The following is an 18,384-nucleotide window of genomic DNA, read 5'->3' on the forward strand; positions in this document are numbered from 1 at the left end:
ACAACATTTCAGGAGATTTCAGGCCATGGCCACGATCAAGGTTACCGACGCAAGCTTTTCCACCGACGTGCTGGCTTCTGACAAGCCGGTTGTGGTCGATTTCTGGGCCGACTGGTGCGGTCCTTGCAAGATGATCGGCCCGGCTCTGGAAGAGCTGAGCGAAGAACTGGGCGAGGAAGTGACCATCGCCAAGGTGGACATCATGGAAAACACCGAAACCGCCAGCCAGTTCGGCGTCCAGTCGATCCCGCTGCTGCTGGTGTTCAAGGATGGCAAGCCGGTTGCGCAAAAGCTGGGCGCGGCGCCCAAGAGCCAGCTCAAGGCCTGGATTCAGGGCGCGCTCTGATCGTTTCGATGTGGGGCAGAGCGCAGGCAAGCGTTTTGCCCCACATAAATCAGAAACGGACCCCGACGCCGGTCACAACCTGATTGCGGGTAAAGCCCGAGCTGTAATTGGTATAGCGATATTCGGCCAACACATAGGCCGGTCCAAAGATCGTCTGTTGAATTCCGGCGCCTGCGCGAATGCCGCTCAGATTGACGTTGTCGCTAAAGATCATCGACAGGCCATGGCCGTAATAGCCCGCCTCGCTGGCGAAATTGCCGTTGGCATAACCCAGTTTGCCATAGATCCTCGTTGAAGGCAGGATCTTGAGGCTGACCCGGCCGCCGACATAAAGATCGCGCCCGATCCGCAAATATGACGAGCCGAAATTGTGGCGCCCCGTACTGCCGTTGATTTCGGCATCCGCCCCGATCGACAGGATCGACGCCACGGGCAGATCATAGCCAATTGCGCCGCCATAGACCGTACCATTGACCTTGCTGGAGCCGAACGCATTGACGACCGGGGAAGTTGTCGATTGCGCCACGCTGTCCCAGCCAACAACCGCTTCTGCGCGCAGTTTGCCGCCTGCGAATGCCGGGGTTGAGAAAAGACAGATGGAGGAAAGAATTGTACATGTAATAGCGGATGGAAAACGCATCTCCAAAGTCCCCTGTATCATAAAATGAGGTTTCTTACGGAGATATTTCAATATTTTTTCGGAAAAGCAAATTAAATAAGTGGTTGTTATTCTATTTTAAATGAATTTTCGCATGTAGGCGGCCCCTGGGTAAATACAGATCCTGTTCCCATTATCGCGCGAACCATACGATCAGCGCCATCTGAACCAGCGCGATCAGCCACAGATAGGCCGAAAACGGCTGCTTGCGCGTTTTGTGGCGAAACATCTGCCGGGCGACCAGCGCGCCGGGCGTACCGCCGATGGCGGCCATCATCAACAGGCTGGATTCCGGGACGCGGCGATGCCCTTCGCGGGCATAGCGCTTGTCCTGCCAGAACAGATGGGCGGTGCGGGCATTGACCAGCAGCAGGGCGAGGGGGACGTAGCCGGAGATCAAATCGCCGCCATCCGCGCGGCCAGTTCGTCCCACAGGGCGGGGCTGGATGCGCCGATCAGGCCGCGCCGGTCTTCGTCCACGCGATAGGGCGTGCCGTCAAACCGCGCCGCCTTGCCGCCCGCCTCGTTCAGGAACAGCACGCCCGCCGCATGATCCCACGCCAGCGTGCGTTCAAACAGCGAGACATCGTTCACCCCCGTTGCCAGACGCGGATATTGCTCGGCGGCGCAGCGGGGGATGTCGACCAACTGGTAATGCGGGGCGATGTGATCCATCAGCGCGGCGCGGCGCGCAGGGTCGGCAAAGACCACCGAGATCGCCGCAATCGCCGGGTTCTGTCCGGTGGGCCGCGCGGTCAGGAGCTCACCGTTGAGATAGGCCCCTTCGCCGATCCGCGCATGACAAAACCGGCCCGAAAGCACGTCATAGATCCAGCCGCCGATCGTCTCGCCCCCCTGCGCCAGCGCGACAAGGATGCCGAAAGGCGCGCGGCCATGGGCGAAATTGTTGGTGCCGTCCAGCGGGTCGATGATCCAGCACAGGTCCGAGCCTAGACGCGCCATGATCGAGGGATCGGCAAAGGCCGCCTCCTCGCCCACAATCGCCGCCTCGGGCAGGATGCGCGCCAGACCCTCGGCCAGAATCGCCTCGCTCTCCTTGTCGGCAATCGTCACCAGATCGTCGGCGGCTTTCTCGATGATGTCGGCGGCGGCCAGATGCTGATAACGCGGACGGATGGCGCGCGCGGCGGCGTCCGCCATCACATCATGGACGGCTTCGCTCAAAGTATCGGTCATGGATCGCGCCTTTCAGGTGAGGGGGATGGCGACATATTGGAAGCCGGGGCGGGCGCTGACCGCGTCAAACCAGCGGCGGATATGGGGCACATCTTCGCGCGCAAAGCCCAGCTTGAACCAGGTGTAAGTATAGGCGCCCATCGGAATATCGGCGATGCCGAAAGCCTCGCCGGTGAGGAAGGGCTGCTTGGCCAGCGCATCGTCCATAATCCGCATCAGCTTGTTGGTTTCGGCAATGGTGCGCTCGATCTTGGCCGCATCTCGGTCCGCCTCGGCCACGCGCACCATTTGCAGGAAACCGTCGCGCTGGGCATCGGCAAAGGTGAATTGCCAGTCCATCCACTTGTCCGCCAAAGCCCGCGCGCGCAGGCCCTCTGGCCACAGATGCGGCGCATAGGCATCGGCCAGATAGCGCAGGATGGCGTTCGATTCCCACAACGAGAAATCATCCTCGACCAACGTGGGCACCAGCCGGTTTGGGTTCATGGCCAGATATTCAGGGCTATAACCGAACGAGCCGCCGATATCATGGCGCACCCATTCCTGGCCCGTTTCCACCGCCGCCCAGACGACCTTTTTGACATTATGCGAGTTCAATCGACCCCAGATGGTGAGCATGGGCGTCAGCTCCGGTAATCGGCGTTGATGCTGATATAGCCATGTGTCAGGTCGCAGGTCCAAACGGTGGCGCGCCCTTCGCCAAGGCCGATATCGACCTCGATGCTGATCTCCTGACCTTTCAGATGGGCGGCCACCGGGGCCTCATCATAATCGGGCAGGGGCTGGCCGTCCTTGGCCTGCCACACGCCGCCAAAGCCGATGGAGAGCTGGTCGCGGTCGGCCGGTTCGCCCGCCTTGCCCACGGCCATGACGATGCGGCCCCAATTGGCGTCCTCGCCCGCAATGGCGGTTTTGACCAAGGGCGAATTGGCGATGGCCATGCCGATCCGCCGCGCCGATTCGTCCGACACCGCGCCGGTGACGGAAACGGCGATGAATTTCTGCGCGCCCTCGCCATCTTTCACCACCAGATGCGCCAATTGGCGGCACACATCCGTCAGTGCGGCGGCAAAGGCATCGGCGCCCTCGCAGCCTTCGCAATTGATGATCGTGTTGCCCGCGCGGCCCGTGGCAAAGGCCAGCACCGTGTCGCTGGTCGAGGTGTCACTGTCCACCGTGATGCAGTTGAAGGTTTCGTTGGCCGCTTTGGTCAGCAGTTCCTGCAAATAGGCCGGGTTGATCGCCGCATCGGTGAAAATATAGCCCAGCATCGTGGCCATATCGGGCGCAATCATGCCGGACCCCTTGATGATCGCGCTGAATGTCACCGTCTTGCCGCCGATGATCGCCGTGGCGGTCGCGCCCTTGGCAAAGGTGTCGGTGGTGCCGATGGTGTTGGCCGCATCCTCCCACGAACAGGGCGCGGCGGTCAGGGCATTGTTGACGCCCTCCTTCGCCTTGTCCTTGGGCAGGGGCACGCCGATCACGCCGGTCGAGGAGACGAATACCTGCTCACGCGCGCAGCCCAGATGGGCGGCAACCTGATCCATGATCTGTTCGACCGCCTCACGCCCGCGATAGCCGGTGAAGGCATTGGAATTGCCCGCGTTCACGATCAACGCCCGCGCGCGGCCCTGCTTCACATTGGCGCGGCCCAGTTCAACCTCGGACGAGCAGCATATGTTGCGGGTGAAGACGCCCGCAATTGCAGTGTTCTCGTCCAGCTCGACATAGGTCAGGTCGCAGCGGTCCCATTCCTTGTATCGCGCGCGGGCCACGCGCGGCGTGGCGCCCGCAATCGCGGGCAGGGCGGGGAAGGGAATGGCGAGCGGAGAGATGGCGTGTGACATGGCCACGCGGGTTAGCGCCTGATGGGCGGTACTTCAACCTTTCCGGCGCCCCGTAATCCAATTGGCGGGAATCCCATGCGCCAGCGGGCTGATCGCCAGCAGCGCGGCCAGCGCCAGCACCGCGACCAGCGTCAGCGGGCGGATCATCGCGGCCTGTGCCCCATGGCGATGCGCCAGCCATGCGCCCCAGATCAGCACCGGCCCATGGATCGCATAGGCCGGATAAGACAATCGCCCCAGCCCGTCGGCGATTTTCAGCGCGCCGCCGCCCAGCACCACATGCGCCGCGCACCACAGCGCCGGAGGAAAGATCACAAACACCGCCAACAGATCGCCCGCAACCACGCCCAGCGGCCACCAGGGCAGGCTGAACAAGGCCAGCGGCAGCGCCAGTCCGCCCGCCCAGGCCAACCCGGCCCCGACCGGCGCGCGGCCCGCCGCAAATTTCCGCCCCAGCCATACGCCCATGCCATAGCCAAAGCCGACCCGCGCAAAGCCGCCCCACCAATTGCGCCCCGTATCGCCCAGCCCCACCGAGCCCCAGACATAGGCGCACCACGCCAGCATCCCCGCGCCGGCCAGCACGAACACCAGCAGCGCCCGATTGCCCAGCCGCGCCAGCACCAGCGCATGGGCCGCATTGGCCAGCAATTCATAGGCCAGCGACCATTGCGGGCCATTGATCGGATATAGGCCGCCGGGCCCCCGCCGCAGCGGCACCAGCAGCAGGCCGCACAGCGTCAGCAGCCACAATTGCCCCGTGGCTCCGATCCAGAGCCGCCATCCTGCCCCGATCAACACGCCCACCGCCAGCACGGGCCACAGCCTCGCCACGCGCCGGACCAGAAAATCGCCGGTGGCCATGCCGCCGCGCATTTTCGGTTCAAACGCCAATGTCAGCACAAAGCCCGAGAGCATGAAAAAGAAATCCACCGCCAGATAGGCGCGGGGAAACAGACCCGGCGCGCCATAGAGCGGGGCTTCATGATGCAGCACCACCCCCAGCGCCGCCACCCCGCGCAGGGCGTCGAGCATGGGCAGGCGGCCGACAGGGGCGGCAGGGCGGGTGGTTTGGGACATGGCGCGCGGGCTTGGCCCAGAATGGGCGCGCAGACAAGCTTAGCCTTGTCCGCGAGGGGCGCGGGATCTAGTTTCCCTCCGGCTTAGGGAGACCGGATGATGCTGGCTTTGGGACTGATTCTTTTGCAACAAGCCGCGGCGGCGTCGCCGGTGATGACCGTGCCGCCCGCACCGCTGATGCCGCCAGTGCAAAACGCGGTGGAAACCCTGCCGCGCGGGCCTCGGCCCAAGGAAGGGCCGGTGGGCTGGATCCACGCCGGCGATTATCCGCCGCTGGCCTTGCGGAACGGCGAATCGGGCGTGGTCGGTTTCACCTTGACCGTGGATGCCAAGGGGGGCGTCACCAATTGCGTGGTGGTGGCCAGCAGCGGGTCGGCGGCGCTCGATCGTACGACCTGCGATCTGCTGCGCGTGCGCGCCCAGTTTCAACCGGCGCTGGACGGCGCGGGAAAGCCCGTGGCGGGCAGCTACACCAACCGCACGCGCTGGATACTGCCTCCGCCTGCGGCGCTGCCCCAGCCCGGAGAGGTGATCTTCCACTATGTGGTCGAAACCGACGGGCGCCAGACCGAATGCCGGCTGGAAAAGGCCACAGGCGCGATGGAGGAACGCTTCAAACAGTTGGGCTCGGGATGTCCGGCGGTGCGTTTTCGCGAGCCGTTCAAGGACGCGCAGGGCAATCCGGTGCGCCGCCGTGTGACTTTGCGGCAATCCTTGGTGGTTGAACCGTAAAGCATACGCCCTAGACGCCAGCGATAGTCGTGCCTATATCCTGCGCCATGCTTCGGCTGCTGCTCTCTTTTCTGGCTTTGGTTTCCGGTCTTGCCGCAATGGCCCCGGAAACGGATGCGCGCGCGTTTGCCGCGCGCCCGGCCATTGCGGCCACGATGCAGGGCGCAGGCGCGGCGCGGGTTTCGGCCCATGTCGTGGCCCATGCGCGCGAGGTTACGCGGCCTGCGCAGCCCCGGCTGATCGAGGCGGCGCGCGCGCCATTGGCGGTGGCTTATGCCGCGCCTTCGGTTCGGCTGCGCGTGGATCGCGCCCGCGAATAAGGCGCTTTTTCCGCTGTAATCAAATCCTTTTCCATGGGCGCGCGCCGCATGTGACGGCGCCCCCGTGCCCCTATCTGTCTTCAGGAATTTCCCCATGTTTGCCAAGCTTGCCAAGTCGATCTTCGGCTCGTCGAATGATCGTTATGTGAAATCGCTCGACAAGATTGTGCGCCAGATCGGCGCCTATGAAACGCAATTGGCCGAAATGAGCGATGAGGAATTGCGCGGCATGACCGCCAAGTTTCGCGAGGAAATCGCGGGCGGGCGCAGCCTTGACGACATCCTGCCCGAAGCCTTTGCCGTGGTGCGCGAAGCATCCAAGCGCTGCATGGGGATGCGCCATTTCGATGTGCAGATGATCGGCGGCATCGTGCTGCACCGGGGCGAAATTGCCGAAATGCGCACCGGCGAGGGCAAGACGCTGGTGGCCACGCTGGCGGTTTATCTCAACGCGCTGGAAGGCAAGGGCGTCCATGTCGTCACGGTCAATGACTATCTGGCCCGGCGCGATGCCGAAACGATGGGCGTGCTGTATAACTTCCTCGGCCTGAGCGTGGGCGTGATCGTGCCCAACCTCAATGAATATGAGCGGCGCGAGGCCTATAATTGCGACATCACCTATGCCACCAACAATGAGCTGGGTTTTGACTATCTGCGCGACAATATGAAACATGACCGCGATCAGATGGTCCACCGTCCGTTCAATTACGCGATCGTGGACGAAGTCGACTCGATCCTGATCGACGAGGCGCGCACGCCTCTCATCATTTCCGGGCCTACCGACGACAAGAGCGACCTTTACGTCTCGGTGGATGCGGTGGTGCGTCAGTTGATTACCGATGACAGCACGTTTGAGGCCGATGAAAAGTCCAAGAATGTCACGCTGACCGAGGATGGCGTGGAAAAGGCCGAGCGTCTGCTTGAAGGCGCGGGTCTGCTCGAAGGCAGCAACCTTTACGCCATTGAAAACACGCAGGTCGTCCATCACCTCGATCAGGCGATGAAGGCCAATGTCATGTTCAAGCGCGACATTGATTACATCGTCAAGGACGGCAAGGTCGTCATCATCGACGAATTTACCGGGCGCATGATGGATGGCCGCCGCTGGTCCAACGGTCTGCATCAGGCGGTCGAGGCCAAGGAAGGCGTCAAGATCGAGCCGGAAAACCAGACGATGGCCTCGATCACCTTCCAGAACTATTTCCGCATGTATCCCAAGCTTTGCGGCATGACCGGCACGGCGGCGACCGAAGCGGCCGAATTCTTCGACATCTACAAGATGAACGTGGTGACCATTCCCACCAACGTTCCGGTGCAGCGCATCGACGAGGAAGACGAGTTCTACAAGAACACGCTCGATAAATTCGCCGCGATTGCCAAGCTGATCCGCGAAAAGAACGAGATCGGGCAGCCGGTGCTGGTGGGTACGGTTTCGATTGAAAAGTCCGAATTGCTCAGCGAATTCCTGACCAAGGAAGGGGTGAAGCACAATGTGCTCAACGCCCGTTTCCACGAGATGGAAGCCCATATCGTCGCGCAGGCGGGGCGCCTTGGCGCGGTCACCATCGCCACCAACATGGCCGGGCGCGGGACGGACATCAAGCTGGGCGGCAATCTGGAATTCCGCATCGAGGATGAATTGCGCGACATGCCCGAGGGGCCGGAGCGCGACGCCATCATCGCCGGTTTCAAGGCCGAGATCGACGCCGAGAAGGAAAAGGTGCTGGCTGCGGGTGGCCTGTGCGTGATCGGCACCGAGCGCCACGAAAGCCGCCGCATCGACAACCAGCTACGCGGCCGTTCGGGCCGTCAGGGCGACCCCGGCCTGTCCAAGTTCTACCTCTGCCTTGAGGACGATCTGCTGCGCATCTTTGGCCCGGATACGATGTTCTCCAAGCTGATGAACAGCAATCTGGCCGATGGCGAGGCGATCGGCTCGCGCTGGCTGTCCAAGGCCATTGAGACGGCGCAGAAGAAGGTGGAGGCGCGCAATTATGACGTGCGCAAGCAGGTCGTCGAATATGATGACGTGATGAACGACCAGCGCAAGGTCATCTATGAGCAGCGCGCCGACATCATGGATGCCGATGCCATGGATGAGGTCGTCCATGACATGCGCCATGACACGGTCAACGCACTGGTCGGCACGGCCTGCCCTCCGGGGTCCTATCCCGAAGTGTGGGATATTGAGGGCCTGACCAATGCCGCGCGCTTTACGCTGGGCATTGAGGCGCCGATTGCCGATTGGGTGGCGACGCAGGACGGGATCGAGCCGGAGGTGATCGAGGAGCGTCTGGCCGAAATGGCCGACGCGCATATGGCCGACAAGATCAGCCGCAACGATCCCGAAATCTGGCGTCAGGTGGAAAAGAGCGTGCTGCTCGAGCGACTCGACCACCACTGGAAGGAGCATCTGGCCACGCTGGACGCCCTGCGCCAGGTGGTGTTCCTGCGCGCCTATGCGCAAAAGACGCCGATCAATGAATATAAGCAGGAGGCTTTCGGCCTGTTCGAACGGATGATCGAGCAGATCCGCGAGGACGTCACCCGCATCCTCTCGACCGCCGAACTGCAATTCTCGCAGCCCGAACCGGCGGCTCTGCCCGAACTGCCCGATTTCCTGACCACGCATATTGATCCCTTCACCGGGCAGAATGATGCGGTTCCCGCGGCGCTGCCCGCCTTTGATCCGTCACAGATCGATCCGGCCTATTCGCGCAATGCGCCTTGCCCCTGCGGGTCTGGCCAGAAATACAAGCATTGTCATGGGGCTGTGGTCTGAAACAGCAGGGCGGGCGCGATGCGTCCGCCCGGTTTCGGCCGTGAATGAGCATCGATATGCAAAGGACTGCATGCTTTGCAATTAACCAATTTGCAGGATTTAAAGTCAGGTAAATCGCGATTTTTCGTACTTATTGGCGATTACTGACGGCCTGTTCATAACCGCTTTACCAATTCCTGCAATGTATGGAATGCAGCCAGAGGGCAGAGGGGGTGTTCTTTCCTCTCGCTCATAACTATTGCAGGTGGATCAATCCGTGAATCATGACGCCTTCCGTCCCGAAATGACCGCGCGCACCGCGCCTGAGGTCGGGCAGGCGTCGGGTGCGGAACTGCGCGGCGCGCCGCGTTTCACGCTGCTGGTGCGCTCGGCCAAGCTGATTATCGATGGGCGCGAATATCTTTGCGTGCTGCGCGATGCTTCGGCCACGGGGTGCAAGGTCCGCCTGTTTCACCCGCTGCCCTCTTTCAGTACGCTGGCGCTCGAAACATCGAGCGGCGAGCGTTTTGCCATGGAATTGATGTGGAACCGCGATGACCATGCCGGTTTCCGCTTTTTCGACATGATCAATGTCCAGCGCCTGCTGGATGACAAATGCGGCCTTTATGCCAAGCGGCAGATCCGGCTCAAGACCGATGCCGAAGCCACCGTCTTTGCCAATGGCCAGCAGATCCGCGCGATGCTGCGCGATATTTCCCAGCAGGGCGCCTGCATCGAATGCCCCGAGCGTTTGATGCTGCGCCAGCCGGTTCGGATCGAAACGCTCGGTTTTCCGCCGATTTACGCCAAGGTGGTCTGGCGTCAGCAGCCGCGCCATGGGCTGGTGTTTGACCGGGGCTTCCTGATGGAGGAACTGGCGCAGAATATGGCCAAGATGCATGATATGGGCGGCGCTGTGCCGCCGGGCCGATACCGCGCCGCCTACTGAAGGCGCCTTGCTCAGGCCATCCCGCGCAGCGCCCGTTTCGGTCGCTTGCCGCCCTTGTGATGGCGATGGTCGCGCAGGATCAGCATCGTCCCTTCCTCGCCTATCGCATAATCCTTGCAGGTCTGCTCGATCAAGGCATCCACTTCCTCTTCGCTCGCCTCCGGGCTGATGGGAATGCGCGCGATGGTCATGCCCTCGGCCGGATCATCGATCGAGAGAAAGAAACTGGCCGCATCGCCCAGCGCATCGACATTGAACCCGCCGTTGATATGCCATGTTGCGCCATCGACGCTGAAGATCGGGCGGTGGCAATGGGTGCATTGGGCATAGAATGCCCCGTCAATGCGGTCCTTTGCCTTGTGATCGGGCGAATGTCGGCGGGTAAACCAGCATTGGGTAAGCGCGAGTGTGGACATGACGAGGCCCTGGGCAAAGAGGGACGGGATCGTCATTCTATGCCCAATGGCTGATATTGTGGTTATTTGGGATTAAGCAGTCTGCACAGGGCAAACCCCTGCTTCATTGACGATTACGGGCCTTCCTGGCGCTGCTCGGCCCTTTCGACGTCGCTGGTGACGCCCATCAGGCGGCGTCTAACGCGCACATAGTCGCCCGCCATGCTCGGGGGCAATCCTGTGCGGATCTGCCGGTCTGCGCTGCCCGAAGAGCCGCTCTGGACATTCATGTCGATCAACTGCTCGCTTGAATGCAGCCGGGTGCATTGTGCCTGCGGTGCATCCTCCTGCGGACATCCAAACGCTTCGGTCCACATGTTCACCGTGACGATGGCCGAATCGGTGCCGTTATAGACCGTCAGCGGCAGATCCAGCACCAGTTCGCCCCCTGTGATCGTGCCCTTGGTCCCCTCGGTTTCCACCTTTACGCCGCCGTCGACGAAATGGCGCGCCGCCTCCTTCATGCGCCATGCCTCGCCGCCGCCCGCCAGCAGCAACAGCACCAGCAGCAGATGAACCGGCCGCCATTGCAGCAGATGGCGTGTATCGCGCGAGGGGAGGGATTGGGTCGGCATGGCGCTTCCTGACAGGGGTCTGGAGGCATCCTATGCTTCACGCCCTGTTAAACAGGTGCTGCAAGATGGGGTGAATGCAAATTAAGCGTGTTTGGCCCTAGGGGCGCAAAGGTCCGCCTGGCGGCTGGCGATGAGCTTTGGAAAGGGTGGCTCCCTGAGTAGGATTCGAACCTACGGCCGCTCGATTAACAGTCGAGAGCTCTACCGCTGAGCTATCAGGGAACAGGCCGGCGATGCCGGGCGGTGATGTATCTATCGCCAGAGGCCGCTTGGCCCAAGGTGATGAAATGGCTCCCTGAGTAGGATTCGAACCTACGGCCGCTCGATTAACAGTCGAGAGCTCTACCGCTGAGCTATCAGGGAACAGTCCGGCGAACCGGGCAGGTGCGCGCCAATACCATCTTGTCCGACTTTGACAAGCCCGCATTGGCGCGGAACCGAATTTTTTTGCCTATCATGTGGAAAAGTCGGTGGATTTAATCTGTTCCAAGTGAGTGCGCTTCAGGCATCCGCCTGAAGCTTGGCGGCACCGGCCCTCTCCCCCTGCCCTGCCACCCATATATGGTACCCTGTAGGGTGGCAGGGCAGGGGGAGAGGGCCGGTGCCGCTGGAAATTCGTCTATTTCGGTGAATTTCCAAGCAAAACTCTTACACCTGAAACTGCTCGGCAAAGATTCGTTCGTCCAGACTCGAATGGCGGTCGAACAGCAGTGTAAGCATGTGATCGCGATGCGCGGCCACGCGAACATGGGCAATATCGCGCACTTCCTTCTGGTCGGCCACCGCCGCCACGGGGCGCTTGTCGGGCTCCAGCACGCGGAATTCGACTGTGGCATTGTCCTTGATGATCGCGCCTTTCCACCGGCGCGGGCGGAACGGGCTGATCGGGGTCAGTGCCAGAATGCCGCTGCCCATCGGCAGGATCGGGCCATTGGCCGACAGGTTATAGGCGGTCGATCCGGCGGGCGTGGCCACCAGAATGCCGTCGCAGGCCAGTTCGGCCAAACGCACCTTGCCGTTGACCGAAATCTCGATCTTGGCCGTCTGGCGCGTTTCGCGCAGCAGCGAGACCTCGTTGATCGCATAGAAATGCTGTGTCTCGCCCGCCCATGTGGTGCAGGTCATCTCCAGCGGCGCCACCGCCAGCTTGCTCGCCTTGGCCACGCGCGTGGCGATGGGCTTGGTCGATTTGGGCTTGTTCATCATAAAGCCCACGGTGCCGTGATTGAGCCCATAGGCCGGGATCACGCGCCCCGCATCCAGCATCCGGTGCAGCACTGTCAGCATGAACCCGTCGCCGCCCAGCACCACCACCACATCGGCTTCTTGGAGCGGCACCCACGGGTGTTCGTCCGCCATCACTTCGGCCGCCGCCATCGCCTTGGGCGTGTCCGATACCACCAGCGCCAGACGCAATTCTTCTGTCATTGCCGAAATTTCCGCTTTGCAAAATGGCTGTAAATAGGATTGCCGGGCTGATGGCTGGCCCATGTCGGCCTCATAGGCGCGGTTTTGCCCAATTGCCAGCGCGGCCTTTGGAACAAGGGCCAATCAAGTGAAGGTTTTGGCAAGAGCTTTGCGTCTATGTTAAAGTCCTGTTCGAACAACCAGCGTGAAAGCACCGATGCCCTTTCGTCAAAATTTGCCCGCCGGGATTATACCTGCGGTGATGCAGGACCATGACGATGCGGGCCGTGATCCGCTGACCGGACTTTTGACGCTGGATGCCGCGCGCGACCGGTTGGCCGAATGGGTGGAGCAGGGCAAATCGGGCGCGGAAACGGGCGGCGGCATTCCGCGCGTCCATGCGATGCTGATGGGCATCCGCCGGTTCGAAACGATCAACCTGGCCTATGGCGAGGCGACCGGGGATGCCGCGCTGATCGAGGTGGCCACGCGCATTGCCCGGCTGGCGACGGAAAGCCTGAACGGGCCGTGGTTTGCCGCGCGCGGGCCGGGCGGCACCTTCCTGCTGATCGTGGACGAGGCGTGCAGCCGCGAACGCTGGCACGCCTTTGCCGACCAACTGGCCGACCGCATCGCCCAGCCGATCCAGCGCCGGGTGGGCACGCTGCGCCTCTCGCCGCGCATCGCCCTGTTGCGCGTGCTGGTGGGCGAAAGCGCGGAGAGCGCGATGGACCGGCTGGCGCAGACGCTGGCCGTGGCGCAGCGCGATGTGGCGCGGCGCGTGGTCTGGGTCGATGGCGAGACGAACCGGGCGGGGCGCACGGCGGCGCAATTGGAGGCCGACCTCCTGCACGCCATCGACAAGGGCGAGATCGAGGTCCACTACCAGCCGCAATTCGCGCTGGACGAGGAGGGCAACGAGCACCTCTCGGGCGCCGAGGCGCTGGCGCGGTGGAACCACCCGAAGCTGGGCCGGATCGGGGCGGCGGCGTTGTTTGCGATTGCTGACCGGGCCGATCATCTGGCGCCTCTCTCGCGCCATATTGCCGAAACCGCGCTCAAGGCCGCCTCGGCCTGGCCCACGCATCTGCGGCTCTCGCTCAATGTCACGGCGGCCGATCTGGCCGCGGTCAGCTTCACCTTCGACCTTGGCAAAGCGCTGGGCAAAAGCGGCTTTCCCACCGACCGACTGACGCTGGAGGTGACGGAGCAGGTGCTGGTGGCGGATATGACACTGGCCGAAAGGTCGCTCTCGGATCTGGCGCGGCTGGGGATCAGGATCGCGCTGGATGATTTCGGGGCGGGCTTCTGCAACTTCCATTATCTCAAAACCCTGCCGCTGCATTATCTCAAGCTCGACCGCTCGATGGTGGATGGCATCACCGATGATCCGCGCGATCTGGCCGTGCTGCGCGCAATTGTCGCCATGGCCAAGGCGCTCGACCTTGATGTGGTGGCCGAGGGCATCGAGACCGAGGCCCAGCGCCTGACCGTGGCGCGCGAGGGTTGCGCCTGTTATCAGGGCTTTGTCCGCGCCCAGCCGATGCCCGAGGCGGCCTTTCTCGCGCTGGTGCGCGGCTGATCCTCATCCCCTGAGCTCGCGCGGCCTTATCCCTTCGGCCAAAGACAAATTGCCCCACCGGTTTGATCTGGCTCCACGACTGCCATGCGGGGGCGTGCCACATAGGCTGTCATCAACGCCGCATGGAGGCTGGCGCTGAATAGCTGCCAAGTGGCGAGCGAGCGACCTGCGGTCAGAACGCAGGCCGGGCCCGCCCTGGATGGAGATCAGAAGTGATGACCGTGTTCTCTCGTGTGCTGCTCGCCCCCGCGCTGTTCGCGTTGGCCATTCCCGCCGCCATCGCCGCGCCCCATGCCAGTTCGACCGAAGCGCAGGGCCTGCTCGACCGCGCCGTGGTGGAATTGACCAAGGAAGGCCCCGCCAAGGCCTTTGCCGAATTCAACGACCCCAAGGCGGGCTTTGCCCAAAAAGACCTCTACGTCTTCGTTTTCGACACCAAGGGCGTCTATGAAGCCACCGGCGCCAATCCGTCGCTTGTCGGCACCAGCGCGATCAACCTGACCGACGCCGAGGGCAAGCTGCTGGTTCAGGCCATCATCGCCTCGGTCAAGGATCAGAGCGAGGGCCGCGTTGATTACGTCTGGCTCAACCGCATCGACAATCGCGTCGAGCACAAGGTCTCGCTGGTGCGCCGCGTGGGGGATCACATCGTGGGGGTGGGGTATTATAAGGGGTGAGGTTCGAAGGGGTTTCGTGCCTCCGGCGGGTTAAGGGCGGGGCCCTTAACAATCCCTTTTTTGGGTGGCGCTCCGTTGGCCAAGAAGCGCCCGTCCGCGAAGCGGTTTAACAGCCTGCGGCGCAGCGCCCTTGCATGACGCCGAACCCTTGGTCCAACATGGACAGTAATGGGATTGTTAAGGGCCCGAGGCCCTTAACCCGCCGGAGGCCCTCCTTAAGCCTTCTTCTTCCCCTTGCGCGCCACCGCGCTCAATCCCTTGGTCAACTGGAACAGCCCGTTCAACCGCGCCTTGGGATCGCCCCACGCGCGCTGGACCACCAGCTTGGAATCGGGCCGCAATTTGACCGCTCCGCCGACACGCTCGACATAGGCGAACAGCCCGGCCGGATCGGGGAAATTGTCATTGTGGAACGCGACAAGCGTACCGCGCGGTCCCACGTCGATCTTGGCGATATGGGCCTCGATGGCCTGACGCTTGATCTGGATAAGCTGGATGAGGTTTTCGGTGGCGCTGGGCAGCGGCCCAAACCGGTCGATCATTTCGGCCGAGAGCGCCTCGACCTCGCGCGTGTCCTCGGCGTCGTTGAGGCGGCGATAGAGCGCCATGCGCACCGCCAGATCGGGGACGTAATCCTCCGGGATCATGATCGGCGCGTCCACGGTGATCTGGGGCGAGAGACCCTTGGTGCTCTCGCGCTCCAGCCCATAGTCGCCCGCCTTGGCGGCCAGAATCGCGTCCTCCAGCATCGATTGGTAAAGTTCGAAACCGACCTCGCGGATATGGCCCGATTGTTCGTCGCCCAGCAGGTTGCCTGCGCCGCGAATATCCAGATCATGGCTGGCGAGTTGGAAGCCCGCACCCAGCGAATCGAGATCGCCCAGCACCTTCAGCCGCTTCTCCGCCGTTTCGTTCAGCGCCCGGCCCGCAGGCGTGGTGAGATAAGCATAGGCCCGCAGTTTGGAGCGCCCCACGCGCCCGCGCAACTGATAGAGCTGGGCCAGACCAAAGCGGTCGGCGCGGTGGATAATGATCGTGTTGGCCGATGGGATGTCGATCCCGCTTTCCACAATCGTGGTCGAAACCAGCACGTCATAGCGCCGCTCGTAAAAGGCGCTCATCCGCTCCTCCACCTCGCTGGCGCTCATCTGGCCATGGGCGGCGATATATTTGACCTCGGGCACGGCGGCGTGAAGCCAATCCTCGATCTCGGCCATATCGGAAATGCGCGGCACGACGATAAAGCTCTGCCCGCCGCGATGATGTTCGCGCAGCAGCGCCTCGCGCATCACCACCTCGTCCCATTCCATCACATAGGTGCGCACGGCAAGGCGATCGACCGGGGGCGTCTGGATGGTCGAAAGCTCGCGCAGGCCCGACATGGCCATCTGCAACGTGCGCGGGATGGGCGTGGCGGTCAGCGTCAGCATATGCACGTCTGCGCGCAATTGCTTCAACCGCTCCTTGTGGTTGACGCCAAAGCGCTGCTCTTCATCAACGATAACCAGACCCAGATTCTTGAACTTCACATTCTTAGCCAAGAGCGCATGGGTGCCCACGACAATATCGACCGTGCCATCCTCAAGACCGGCCCGCGTCAGGCTCGCTTCCTTGTCCGGCACAAGGCGCGAGAGACGGCCCACATTGAGCGGGAAACCGGCGAAACGCTCGGTAAAGCCCTTGTGGTGCTGGCGCGCGAGCAGCGTGGTGGGCGCGACCACGGCCACCTGCTGCCCCGCCATGGCGGCAACGAAAGCCGCCCGCAGCGCCACCTCGGTCTTGCCAAAGCCGACATCGCCGCAGACGAGGCGGTCCATCGGGCGACCGGAGGCCAGATCCTCGATGACATCGCTGATCGCCGCTTCCTGATCCTCGGTTTCGGCCCAAGGGAAGCGGTCGCAGAAGGGATCATAGCTGGCCGGATCGACCAGCAGCGCCGGGGCGGTTCTCAGGGCACGCAGGGCGGCAGTTTTCAGCAGTTCATGCGCGATTTCGCGGATGCGCTCGCGCAGTTTCGCGCGCCGCTTCTGCCATCCTTCGCCGCCCAGCTTGTCGAGCGCAACGCCTTCGGACTCGGAGCCAAAGCGCGAGAGGACATCGAGATTTTCCACCGGCACATAGAGCTTGTCGCCCCCGGCATAGGTGAGCATCACGCAATCATGCGCCGACCCGCCGACCGGGATCGACTGGAGGCCCTCATAGCGCCCGATGCCATGCTCCATATGCACGACCAGATCGCCCGGCGTCAGCGCAGCCAGTTCGGCCAAGAAGGCGTCGGCGGATTTCTTCTTCTTTTTGCGGCGCACCAGACGGTCGCCCAGCAGATCCTGCTCGGTAACCAGTTCGATGTCGGCATTGGCAAAGCCGGTGTCGAGCGGCATCACGATGGCCGCCACGCGCCCGGTTCCGGCAATGCCCAGCGCCTCCTGCCAATTGTCGGCCATCGTCGGGCCGGGGGACTGCGCCTCGGCAAGGATGCTGGTGATGCGCGCCCGGCTGCCGGTGGAATAGGCGGCCAAGATCGCGCGGCGGCCGGAGCGGGCGGCGGTCAGCAGGTGCTTGGCGGCGGCCTCATAGGCATTGTCTCCCCGCGCGCGTTCGGGCGCAAAATCGCGGGCATTGCCAAAGGCGAAATCGACCGTGGCCGCGCCATCGGGCTGGGGGAAAGGCTCGGCCCGGTGGGCGGGCCATGCCGCCAGATGCTGTGTCAGTTCATCCTGCGTCAGATAGAGCAAGGCCGGTTCGAGCGGGCGATAGGCGCCCGGCGCCTTGCCGGACGTGTCCTTGCGCGCCGCATAATAGTCGGCAATGTCGGTCAGACGCTCCTCGGCCGCATGGGCCGCCGAGGCTTCGACCACCAGCAGATCATCGCCCGCCAGATGGTCGAAAATCGTGACCAGCCGGTCCTCCAGCAACGGCAGCCAATGCTCCATCCCTGCCAGACGCCGCCCATCGGTGATCGCCTGATACATCGGATCGGAGGTGGCCGTCGCCCCGAACATCTCGCGATAGCGAGTGCGGAAGCGTTTGACGGTGGCATCCTCCAGCATCGCCTCGCTGGCGGGCAGCAGCAGGTGTTGATCAATCGTGCCCACGGTGCGCTGGGTATTGGGATCGAACAGGCGCAGCGTTTCGATTTCATCGCCAAAGAAATCGAGGCGCAACCCGTGTTCCAGCCCCGAGGGGAAAATGTCGAAGATCGAACCGCGCACCGCATATTCGCCCGCATCCGCCACCGTGTCGGTCCGCGCATAGCCCGCGCGCGACAGCAGCGAGGTCAGCGTTTCACGCCCCACCTCGGCCCCGGATTTAAGCAGGCGCACCGATTCGCGGATGCGAAAGGGCGTCAGCACCCGTTGCAGCACGGCGGCAATCGTCGTGACCAGTAGTTGCGGAGTCTTGGCGGGCTGCTGCAACCGGTGCAGCGCGGCCAGACGGCGCGAGGAGACCGACAGCGCCGGGCTGGAGCGGTCATAGGGCAGGCAGTCCCACGCGGGAAATTCGATCACCTCCAGCTCGGGCGCAAACACCGGGGCAACGTCGGCAATCGAGCGCATCGCTGCATCATCGGCCGCCACAAACACCGCGCGTCCCCCCCGATGCGCCGCGCTGCGCGCCAGATCGGCCAGCACCAGCGGCTGGCTGCCGCGCGAGAGGCCCGCCAGCGTCAGGGGCGATTTGGCGCCAAGAATGCGGGAGATATCAGCCATGTTCAATCCGTGTCCAAACAGCCCCATGGGCAACAGCAATCGCCCGCCGCACCGATTCGGTGGGCGGGGGCGTGGGTTGCCCGGG

The 18,384-nt window shown here is 63.0% G+C and carries 17 protein-coding genes and 2 tRNA genes; 7 read left to right on the forward strand and 12 right to left on the reverse strand.

Annotated elements, in window-relative coordinates; genetic code table 11:
• The first annotated feature begins 25 nt into the window (after positions 1-25).
• Complete coding sequence (gene trxA, locus PQ467_RS05890; protein ID WP_168603902.1) at positions 26-346, forward strand: thioredoxin; 321 nt, start codon at positions 26-28, stop codon at positions 344-346.
• A gap of 49 nt (positions 347-395) precedes the next feature.
• Here the strand turns inward: trxA and PQ467_RS05895 are convergent, their stop codons facing one another.
• The 6 genes from PQ467_RS05895 to PQ467_RS05920 all read right to left on the reverse strand — a co-directional run bounded on the left by PQ467_RS05895 (position 396) and on the right by PQ467_RS05920 (position 5,131).
• The gene (locus PQ467_RS05895) at positions 396-872 is read right to left on the reverse strand and encodes an outer membrane protein (RefSeq protein ID WP_337995111.1); all 477 of its coding nucleotides are present in this window, start codon (positions 870-872) and stop codon (positions 396-398) included.
• 265 nt (positions 873-1,137) lie between these two features.
• A complete protein-coding gene (locus PQ467_RS05900) occupies positions 1,138-1,404 on the reverse strand; it encodes a DUF1294 domain-containing protein (protein WP_274175610.1) in 267 nt (88 codons plus the stop codon).
• Positions 1,401-2,201 (reverse strand): inositol monophosphatase family protein, encoded by an 801-nt coding sequence (locus PQ467_RS05905; RefSeq protein WP_274175611.1) that lies wholly within the window; start codon positions 2,199-2,201, stop codon positions 1,401-1,403. The genes PQ467_RS05900 and PQ467_RS05905 overlap by 4 nt, the downstream gene beginning before the upstream one ends.
• Positions 2,202-2,213: 12 nt before the next feature.
• Positions 2,214-2,819, reverse strand: coding sequence for a glutathione S-transferase family protein (locus PQ467_RS05910; RefSeq protein WP_274175612.1), 606 nt, complete (start codon positions 2,817-2,819; stop codon positions 2,214-2,216).
• A 5-nt stretch (positions 2,820-2,824) separates the two neighbouring features.
• Positions 2,825-4,051 (reverse strand): bifunctional glutamate N-acetyltransferase/amino-acid acetyltransferase ArgJ, encoded by a 1,227-nt coding sequence (argJ, locus tag PQ467_RS05915; protein ID WP_274176099.1) that lies wholly within the window; start codon positions 4,049-4,051, stop codon positions 2,825-2,827.
• 33 nt (positions 4,052-4,084) lie between these two features.
• A complete protein-coding gene (locus PQ467_RS05920; RefSeq protein ID WP_274175613.1) occupies positions 4,085-5,131 on the reverse strand; it encodes an acyltransferase family protein in 1,047 nt (348 codons plus the stop codon).
• A gap of 96 nt (positions 5,132-5,227) precedes the next feature.
• On the opposite strand from PQ467_RS05920, the gene PQ467_RS05925 reads away from it, so the two are divergent.
• From PQ467_RS05925 to PQ467_RS05940, 4 genes are all read left to right on the forward strand, one after another.
• A complete protein-coding gene (locus tag PQ467_RS05925) occupies positions 5,228-5,863 on the forward strand; it encodes an energy transducer TonB (protein ID WP_274175614.1) in 636 nt (211 codons plus the stop codon).
• Positions 5,864-5,910: 47 nt separating this feature from the next.
• Complete coding sequence (locus PQ467_RS05930) at positions 5,911-6,183, forward strand: hypothetical protein (RefSeq protein WP_274175615.1); 273 nt, start codon at positions 5,911-5,913, stop codon at positions 6,181-6,183.
• A 94-nt stretch (positions 6,184-6,277) separates the two neighbouring features.
• On the forward strand, positions 6,278-8,965 hold the full coding sequence (gene secA / locus PQ467_RS05935; protein ID WP_274175616.1) for a preprotein translocase subunit SecA: 2,688 nt from the start codon (positions 6,278-6,280) through the stop codon (positions 8,963-8,965).
• Positions 8,966-9,221: 256 nt separating this feature from the next.
• Positions 9,222-9,893 (forward strand): PilZ domain-containing protein, encoded by a 672-nt coding sequence (locus PQ467_RS05940; protein ID WP_274175617.1) that lies wholly within the window; start codon positions 9,222-9,224, stop codon positions 9,891-9,893.
• Positions 9,894-9,904: 11 nt separating this feature from the next.
• Here the strand turns inward: PQ467_RS05940 and PQ467_RS05945 are convergent, their stop codons facing one another.
• From PQ467_RS05945 to PQ467_RS05965, 5 genes are all read right to left on the reverse strand, one after another.
• Positions 9,905-10,309: a hypothetical protein gene (locus PQ467_RS05945; RefSeq protein WP_274175618.1), complete on the reverse strand. Its 405-nt coding sequence runs from the start codon at positions 10,307-10,309 to the stop codon at positions 9,905-9,907.
• Positions 10,310-10,422: 113 nt separating this feature from the next.
• Positions 10,423-10,923, reverse strand: a complete 501-nt coding sequence (locus tag PQ467_RS05950; protein ID WP_274175619.1) for a hypothetical protein — start codon at positions 10,921-10,923, stop codon at positions 10,423-10,425.
• Positions 10,924-11,070: 147 nt separating this feature from the next.
• Positions 11,071-11,145: transfer RNA gene (locus PQ467_RS05955), tRNA-Asn, on the reverse strand.
• Positions 11,146-11,211: 66 nt separating this feature from the next.
• A tRNA-Asn gene (locus tag PQ467_RS05960) sits at positions 11,212-11,286 on the reverse strand.
• A 285-nt stretch (positions 11,287-11,571) separates the two neighbouring features.
• Positions 11,572-12,351 carry an NAD kinase gene (locus PQ467_RS05965; protein ID WP_274175620.1) on the reverse strand — a complete coding sequence of 260 codons (780 nt, stop codon included), beginning with the start codon at positions 12,349-12,351 and terminating at the stop codon, positions 11,572-11,574.
• A 241-nt stretch (positions 12,352-12,592) separates the two neighbouring features.
• Between PQ467_RS05965 and PQ467_RS05970 the strand changes: the two genes are divergently transcribed.
• Both PQ467_RS05970 and PQ467_RS05975 read left to right on the forward strand, forming a co-directional pair.
• On the forward strand, positions 12,593-13,912 hold the full coding sequence (locus tag PQ467_RS05970; RefSeq protein ID WP_274176100.1) for a GGDEF domain-containing phosphodiesterase: 1,320 nt from the start codon (positions 12,593-12,595) through the stop codon (positions 13,910-13,912).
• A gap of 215 nt (positions 13,913-14,127) precedes the next feature.
• Complete coding sequence (locus tag PQ467_RS05975) at positions 14,128-14,589, forward strand: cache domain-containing protein (RefSeq protein ID WP_274175621.1); 462 nt, start codon at positions 14,128-14,130, stop codon at positions 14,587-14,589.
• A gap of 215 nt (positions 14,590-14,804) precedes the next feature.
• Here PQ467_RS05975 and mfd read toward each other — a convergent pair whose 3' ends face one another.
• Entirely contained in the window at positions 14,805-18,299 is a 3,495-nt protein-coding gene (mfd, locus tag PQ467_RS05980) for a transcription-repair coupling factor (protein WP_274175622.1), read from the reverse strand.
• Between the last annotated feature and the right edge of the window lie 85 nt (positions 18,300-18,384).

It is taken from the genome of Novosphingobium sp. KACC 22771 (assembly GCF_028736195.1).
Classification (GTDB): Bacteria; Pseudomonadota; Alphaproteobacteria; order Sphingomonadales; family Sphingomonadaceae; genus Novosphingobium.